Raw genomic sequence first — 4,681 nt, 5'->3', positions numbered from 1 at the left:
CGCAGGCCGGAACACCTGCGCCTCACGGATCAGCGCCACCATTTCCGCTGATGCCCACAGGTCGTAAGGGCTGGGCTGCACCGGGATCAGCACCCGCTCAGCCGCCAGCAGCGCGGAGCGCGCCAGGGCGGCGATCCTGGGCGGCCCGTCGATGACGACGTGATCGGCCCGTCTGGCGAGTTCTGGCGCTTCCTGATGCAGGGTTTCGCGTGCCAGGCCCACGACGCTGAACAGCCTTGGCAAGCCTTGCTGGCTGCGGCGCTGCGCCCAGTCCAGCGCAGAGCCTTGCGGATCGGCATCCAGCAGGATGACCGATTGCCCGCGCATGGCCAGCTCGCCGGCGATGTGCGTGGCGAGCGTGGTCTTGCCGACGCCGCCTTTCTGATTGAGCAAAGCGACGATCATGGCGCGGCCCTCCAAGCTGGAAAGCTGGCCTGCATTTGCCTTGCAAAACGGGGTTGCTTTGGGCTTTTGGCTTTCTGCGCTTTCTGCCTTTTGGCGGTTGTCCACCGAAACGGCGCGCTGCTACTACAAGTTAGAGAATTTAAATTAGGTAAGTTAAGGGAGGCCGAAACCCGCGCCAGCATTGGCTTTGCGGGCGATTGACACGCCTGATAGCACGATAGTCCCACGCCTGATAGCACGATACCTGGCACGCCTGATAGCACGAGCCCGTCCACAGGCCGCGCACCGGTTATCCCCGTGCCGTGTATGGCACGGGCCGGAAGGTCAGCAGTTCGATGCCATCCAACCGCTCGATGCCCAGGACATAACCGGGCAGCGACTGCCGCGCCACCAAGGCGCGCAAGTCGCACGCGAAGTCGTAGGGTTTGGCCGTGCTGCCCGATTTGCGGTGTAGGTGCCGGAAGTCGAACTGCCAGCCACCGGGCTGGCGCCCGCCGTGCTTCCTCGCCAGCCGGTACAGCCATCGCTCGATTCCACCCGTCAGCCGGAAATACGCCGGGTCGATGGTCAGCACCAGTGCCGCATCCATCACACCCGCATAGAACCAGTCCGGCAGGATCAGTTCGATGCCCAGCGGCGTGCCGCGGGCATCGGCCAGTTCCTTCCATTCGTTGATCCACGAGAAGCGGTGCAATCGCCGCCCGGTCGTCTCTCGGATGGAGGTGGCCACCGTGGTGGACTGCAAACGATCCAGGGCCGCTTTGAGGCGCTGGTAGTCGCGCAGCGACGTACCACGCCCGATGAAGCGCAGAATTTCGTAGGGCGTGGCCTGCATCAACCGCGACAGGCGCAAGCCCGCATCGCGCGCCTCCACGATCTGGCTGGCGGCCCAGATCAGCACGTCCGCATCCCAGATCGTGGCGATGCCGTGCTCGGCCGTGCCTTCCACGCGGATCGTCACGCCGCTGGTGCGGAAGTCGATCGGCGCCGTGCGCCGCGACTTCGCCAGCGAGAAGAACGGAAAGGCCATCAAGTCCTGGCTGTCGCGCGGCGCCATGTCGCCCGGCAAGGCGCGGAACAGGTCTAGCTGTTCGCGTTCTTGCGAGGGCTTGGACACGGCGAAGGTCACCCGCGCGCCAGGAATCAGCGCGCACGGCTGTCCGCCGCATGCTGCTCGGCGTACTCGGGATCGGACGTGCTCTCGAAGCTGCGCTCCGCAGCCCAGACATCGAGGTCGGCCACGGCGTACATGACGCGCCGGCCGAACTTGCGGAACTTCGGCCCACCACCGATCACGCGCTGCTTTTCCAGCGTGCGCGGCGACAGGCGCAAATAGTCGGCGGCTTCGTCGTTGGTCAGATAGCGCTGGGGCTGCGCGGAAGTAGTCGCGAGAGCGGCGGCAGGCCGCAGGGGAGCAGGGCGCATGTTGAGAGCCTCCATCGGTGTCAAAGCTCCGGCCACACAGCGCAACCGGATGGAGGCAGTCTCAGAAAACGAAGCTCTCCTGCTCAGGGTCGTTTTGCGTCCCCTTCAAAACGACCCTTCTCAAGCGGCGGCAGTTGTGCTAGGCGGCGATAGCCACCGCGCATCAACGCATCGCCACGCCGCGCCAGGCGGCGCACCTTGGAGCGCAGGCCGCCGTCGCTGTACCAATCGGCCGCCGCGTCCTCGCCGAACAGTCCTTCGGCGATCACGCGCAAGGACGCGCCCGCCAGGGCCGCGTCGAGCGCCTGCAGGGTGTGCAGTTCCATCAGCGCGGCAGGTGTTGGCCTGGACCGGGCATCGACCAGTGCCGCGCCCAGCGCATGGCTGCGCGTAGGCGCAATGGTGCCGCCGCGATGGGCATAGGCCACGGCCATGCCGTCTTCCAGGCCAGGGGCCAGCGCGAATCGCAGGCAATGGCCAGGGCTGCCTGCGATCAGCACCAGCCCCTTGCCGTCATGAATCAGTTGCTTGTGGCCGGGGATGTGCCAGAACGCGAAGGCCACGGCGTCGGGCGGCGGGTCGGCATCCGGGTAAAGCTGCACCACGGCATCGTGGCCGGGAAGCCAGGCCGGATGCGCGTCGCGCGCATCCAAGGCCGGGTCTTCCAGCAGACGCAAGCCCCAGCGATGCGCCGCGTGTTGTGCCGCTTGTGGCCTGCGCGAACGGTGCAACCAGTCCAGCCGGTACTCGTGATGACGGCGCAGGTACTCCCAGGCCAACGCGAGGCCATCAAGGTGCAGCACGTAGAGATATGCCGCCGTGGGATACCACGGCTCGGTGCTTCGATCCGCCATGACGCAAGCTCCTGTGAAATTGCAGGAACACCACCGCAGACATCAACGCACAAGGGCTATCGCATCAGCATCCAAACGTGAAAAACTTGGATAAGTCGTAACTTTCGTGTCAAGACGGTTTGAATCCGGTACATTGCGCAAAGCGTCTGAATGCGGTGATGGCGCAATGGAAATAGCCGCGCCCTGCAATATCCACCGTGCCGCAAGCCGCGCCGGTCATCGTGACCGTTTTCGCCAGAGTCACCCCAGTGCGCTGCAACAATGCGGATTAAGACCTGACAGGTCTTGAGCCAGACTGAAATAGTCTCAATGCGCCCGGCTTGGCCGGGGCATGAACGGTTCAATCGACGATGGAGCCGTTCTCCTGCGCCAGCCGCAGGTACTCCGACAGGGGCCGCATCGCCTGAAAATACCGATCCCGCATCACCGGCAGCTTGTTCGGGCCGACGATGGAGGCCAGGTCGGACAGCTTGATATGGCCCAGCTCGGGCATGCTGATCCCCAGGTCGATCAGGCCATAGGCCGTGTCCCCATCGGCGGGATCAAGCGAGGCCAGCAGCCAAGTAGCGTGGGCATCCGGCGTGAACAGCCGCACGACCGGCAGCGGATCAACGTCCTGACCGGCAGCGCGGGCCTGGCCGTTGGCCAGCAGTAGCACGCGCTCGTCCTCGGTGGTTAGTGGGTTCATGGCGGGCGATCCCTTCGTCGATGCACGAATCCGCCAAAGCGTGAAGGCGCAGAACCGCATCGGTGGAAGTCAGTAAAGACACGAATGCGGTTCTGTCGGACGAAACAGAAGCGGATTTACTGATTTCCGTAAAAGCAAAAATGAGCCCTATAGATTGTAGTCCTATAGGGCGCAATCGAATGTCATCTTAGGTTTTGGGGAGAACCTGAGGTGGCGGCAAAGCACTCGTTGGCAACAGCATTGAAAACAGTCCGCAAGGTGCGTGGACTGAGCCAGGAAGCATTTTCCGACGTATCCAGCCGCACGTACATGAGTTCGCTGGAGCGCGACCTCAAAAGCCCGACGCTCAACAAGCTGGCCGAGCTGTGCGAGGTCATGCAGGTGCATCCCGTCACGCTGCTGGCGCTGGCCTACACAGGCAAGAGCCCGAAACAGGCTGAGCAGCTTCTGGCGCAGGTGCAGCAGGAGCTGGAGGCGGTGTTAAAGGCCAGCGACGAAGCGTAGCCGGCGTGACCTTGCCAGGCCGATCCGGCGCTGCCGGTTCGGCGGTCTTGCAGGGGCGCCAAGCACAGCGCGGCGGGGATGGGTCTGGCGCCGATCCCCCGGAGGCAAGCGAAGCGCGCAGCGCCGCAGGCGCGAAGCCGCGGGAGGGATTGAAGCCGAATGGCCGTGACGGCAAAGGCGGCACGGGGCGCAGCCCGGAAAGCCCGGCGGCGCATAGCGCCGATCCGCCCTGCATTGGCTTCTGGAAACCCAGGTCATGGTTTTGCAGCCAGGTGGAACTACCTCGAAAACAGGCAGACGAAAATCCAGTTGTTCCGGCTGTCGATACGGCACAGCGCTGCATCAGCAGCACAGCGCCCCGCCGCGATGGGTGGGGCGCTGCGGCCGTCAGGCCGCCTGGGGCTTGCTGCGCGACCAGATCAGCGTGTGCGTGCCGTCTTCTTCCTCGATCAGCCGGGCATAGACCGTCGCCGGGAACGAAGGATCATCGAGGGTGCAGGACACGTAGGCTCGGCCCCCCTCGCTGGTCTTCTTCCACGCCGCGCCCACGTCGTAGCCGGGTGCCTGGATGCGGAAGTCGGGGGCGTTCTCTTTGTCCCCCTTGTCGTTGGGAACCAGCTTGGCCTTGACGTTGAGCGTCAGGGTGCGAAGCGTGCCGGTGTAGCCGTCTTTGTCTGCGGTGAAGGTGCCGATGGTTGCCATGATGAATTTCCTTTCGGTTGAACAAGGTTCGCGCCCATCGCGTCCTTGTTGTGATCCGGCCGGCGGGGGACGGGCTGGCTGCACCGCTTGCGGTCGAAACGCA

7 protein-coding genes are annotated in these 4,681 nt (G+C 64.4%); 1 reads left to right on the top strand and 6 read right to left on the bottom strand.

The genetic code is table 11. From position 1 onward, the window contains the following. From parA to VIR09_RS30600, 5 genes are all read right to left on the bottom strand, one after another. The coding region (parA, locus tag VIR09_RS30620) for a ParA family partition ATPase (protein ID WP_332016293.1) at nucleotides 1-405 on the bottom strand (405 nt) is incomplete at its 3' end. Nucleotides 406-694: 289 nt separating this feature from the next. Continuing rightward, on the bottom strand, nucleotides 695-1,462 hold the full coding sequence (locus tag VIR09_RS30615; protein WP_332016294.1) for a replication initiator protein A: 768 nt from the start codon (nucleotides 1,460-1,462) through the stop codon (nucleotides 695-697). An 86-nt stretch (nucleotides 1,463-1,548) separates the two neighbouring features. Further along, nucleotides 1,549-1,830 (bottom strand): helix-turn-helix domain-containing protein, encoded by a 282-nt coding sequence (locus VIR09_RS30610; RefSeq protein WP_332016292.1) that lies wholly within the window; start codon nucleotides 1,828-1,830, stop codon nucleotides 1,549-1,551. A gap of 83 nt (nucleotides 1,831-1,913) precedes the next feature. Further along, nucleotides 1,914-2,684, bottom strand: coding sequence for a DUF2285 domain-containing protein (locus VIR09_RS30605; protein WP_332016291.1), 771 nt, complete (start codon nucleotides 2,682-2,684; stop codon nucleotides 1,914-1,916). A gap of 340 nt (nucleotides 2,685-3,024) precedes the next feature. Further along, entirely contained in the window at nucleotides 3,025-3,372 is a 348-nt protein-coding gene (locus VIR09_RS30600) for a DUF2958 domain-containing protein (RefSeq protein WP_114655998.1), read from the bottom strand. Between the two features lie 210 nt (nucleotides 3,373-3,582). On the opposite strand from VIR09_RS30600, the gene VIR09_RS30595 reads away from it, so the two are divergent. Next, nucleotides 3,583-3,876 carry a helix-turn-helix transcriptional regulator gene (locus tag VIR09_RS30595; RefSeq protein WP_332016290.1) on the top strand — a complete coding sequence of 98 codons (294 nt, stop codon included), beginning with the start codon at nucleotides 3,583-3,585 and terminating at the stop codon, nucleotides 3,874-3,876. Between the two features lie 387 nt (nucleotides 3,877-4,263). On the opposite strand, the gene VIR09_RS30590 is transcribed toward VIR09_RS30595, so the two are convergent. Continuing rightward, nucleotides 4,264-4,578 carry a DUF736 domain-containing protein gene (locus VIR09_RS30590; protein WP_114655995.1) on the bottom strand — a complete coding sequence of 105 codons (315 nt, stop codon included), beginning with the start codon at nucleotides 4,576-4,578 and terminating at the stop codon, nucleotides 4,264-4,266. Between the last annotated feature and the right edge of the window lie 103 nt (nucleotides 4,579-4,681).

The organism is Achromobacter sp., from assembly GCF_036567245.1.
In the GTDB taxonomy this organism is placed as follows: Bacteria; Pseudomonadota; Gammaproteobacteria; order Burkholderiales; family Burkholderiaceae_B; genus Achromobacter.
The sequence above is the reverse complement of the archived record's forward strand: the minus strand, read 5'-3'. Positions and strand labels throughout refer to the sequence as shown.